This window comes from Nonomuraea sp. NPDC050451 (genome assembly GCF_044458585.1).
On record NZ_JBITHZ010000114.1, the window covers coordinates 1 to 1,479 of the forward strand.

At 69.8% G+C, this 1,479-nt stretch carries 1 protein-coding gene and 1 pseudogene; both read left to right on the plus strand.

All coding sequences use genetic code 11. From position 1 onward, the window contains the following. Positions 1–25: 25 nt before the first annotated feature. Entirely contained in the window at positions 26–1,024 is a 999-nt protein-coding gene (locus ACIBI9_RS67870) for a M23 family metallopeptidase (protein ID WP_397239689.1), read from the plus strand. A 6-nt stretch (positions 1,025–1,030) separates the two neighbouring features. Then, positions 1,031–1,479, plus strand: a pseudogene (locus ACIBI9_RS67875) (nucleoside transporter); the annotation flags it as partial.

The following is a 1,479-nucleotide window of genomic DNA, read 5'->3' on the forward strand; positions in this document are numbered from 1 at the left end:
CCGGTGCGCGCAGAAAGGTATCCGCATGAGAACCAGAGGGGTGCTTACGGCCGGGTTCGCCCTGCTCTTCAGCCTCACGACCGGCCCGATCGCGACGGCGTGGGCCGCCCCTACCCCGTCTCCGTCGCCGACGTCCTCCTCGAAGGAGGACGAGGGCGAGATGGGCAACCCGGCGGACCAGGTGGACGTTCCGCCGGTGTCCACGCTGGCGGCGCCGAGCTTCCAGCTGCCGTTCCCCTGTGGCCAGACGTGGACGGGCAACTCCAGCAACAGCAGCGCGCACAAGTCGTATGAGATCGACTTCAACCGGGGCAGCACCGCTGGCGCGGATCGTGGTGACGCCGTGGTCGCGGCCGCGGCCGGCACGGTGGTCATCTCGGCCCACCAGGGCTCGGCCAACGGCTACGGCAACCTGGTCAAGATCGACCACGGCGGTGGCTGGACCACCTACTACGCGCACCTGACCGTGCGCTCGGTCTCCGCCGGCGCCCAGGTCGCCCAGGGCCAGAAGATCGGCACGGTCGGCAACACCAGCAGGCCCGGCAACAACATCAGCCCGCACCTGCACTACGAGGTGCGCCAGGGCAGCAGTTACCCGAGCAACATCCGCAAGGCCACCTTCAACGGCGCCACCTTCGGCTACCCGAACGCCAGCGTGACCTCCAAGAACAAGTGCGGCGGCGGTGGCGGCTCCACCAACCCGCACACCGCCGAGTCCGTGTGCGGCGCCGGCTACAAGGTCATCGATTCGGCGGCCCTCGGCACCAGCGGCACGGTCTACCTGACCTTCAACTCCGGCAACGGCAACAACTGCGTCGCCACGATCAAGAAGGCCTCGCTCGGCAAGGCCACCGCCACCACCGCCTACCTCGAGGTCGCGGGCAAGCCCAAGGTCACCGACACCGGCAGCTTCGAGTACTACGCGGGCCCGGTGCGCGCCGCGGCCGCCGGCAAGTGCGTCAAGTGGGGCGGCAAGGCCGGATCCAGCACGTACAACAGCCCGTCCGAGCACTGCGGGAGCTGAACCCCCTTGAAGCTGCGTATTCTCCTGACCGGCGCCGCCGTCCTGCCCTTGTCGCTGCTCGTGGGGCAGCCGGCCGGGGCGGTATCCGCCGATCCGATGGCCGAGGCGTTCGCCAAGGCGGCCTCGACGTATGAGGTGCCCCGTGACCTGCTGGTCTCGGTGGCCTACTCCGAGACCCACCTGGACGGCCACAAGGGCCAGCCCAGCGCCGACGGCGGCTATGGCGTGATGCACCTGGTCACCGCCAAGACCCTCGACAAGGCCGCCACACTGACCAAACAGCCGGTGTCCGCCCTCAAGTCAGACGACGCGGCCAACATCGCGGGCGGCGCCGCCGTGCTGCGCGCCCTCGGCGACGAGCTCAAGCTGGACGCCACCGCCCGCAAGGACGCGGGCAAGTGGTACCAGGCGATCGCCAAGTACAGCGGCGCCTCCTCGCCCGCGGTCGCCCGGCT

Excerpts from the sequence above, each read along its gene's own strand:
- ACIBI9_RS67870 (WP_397239689.1), top strand. The coding sequence starts at position 26 with ATGAGAACCAGAGGGGTGCTTACGGCCGGGTTCGCCCTGCTCTTCAGC.